At 66.4% G+C, this 646-nt stretch carries 1 protein-coding gene; it reads right to left on the bottom strand.

What is annotated here, in order from left to right; genetic code table 11:
• Positions 1–2 precede the first annotated feature (2 nt).
• The coding region (locus tag FREUN1FDRAFT_RS39265) for an enoyl-CoA hydratase-related protein (protein ID WP_006546026.1) at positions 3–646 on the bottom strand (644 nt) is incomplete at its 5' end.

The following is a 646-nucleotide window of genomic DNA, read 5'->3' on the forward strand; positions in this document are numbered from 1 at the left end:
CCTCACGGTTCGGGGATCTCGAAGTGTTCGTCGCGGAGTTCGAAGGCGCGTTTGACGCCGTGTTGGGCGCGGGTCTTGACGAAGTTGTATTCGTTGTCTTCGAAGCTGAGGTTGGTGCCGTAGGCGTGGAAGAGGTAGCTGAGGACTTCTTCGCCTTGGTAGCCCTGGAGTTGTTCGACGAGGCGGAAGGCTTCCTTGGCGATGACGATGCCGTCGGCGGGCATGCGGGAGACTTTGCGGGCCCACCATTCGGCGCGGGTGGGGACGTCGGTGTCGGGGACGGTTTCGGTGAAGATTCCGCGTTCGGCGAGTTCGGTTCCGGTGAGGAGGTCGCCGGTGAGGAGCATGCGTTTGGCGAGGACGGGTCCGAGTCGGTGGAAGAACAGGTGGAGTGAGCCGAGTGCGGGGCCGAGGAAGCGGGTGGCGGGCATGCCGAGGCGGGCGTTCTGGCCGACGACGGCGATGTCGGCCATGAGGGCGATCTCGAAGCCGCCGCCGAGGGCGAGGCCTTCGACCTGGGCGATGGTGGCTTTGGGGTAGCCGAGGAACTCGTGGTAGAAGGCGAAGGTTTGGCGGTCGACGGCGAGGCGGCGGCGTTGGCTGGGTCGGCGTCGTCGGGTGGCCTTTCCGTCGCCGTTGCCGGCGG

This window comes from Parafrankia sp. EUN1f, assembly GCF_000177675.1.
GTDB lineage: Bacteria > Actinomycetota > Actinomycetes > Frankiales > Frankiaceae > Parafrankia.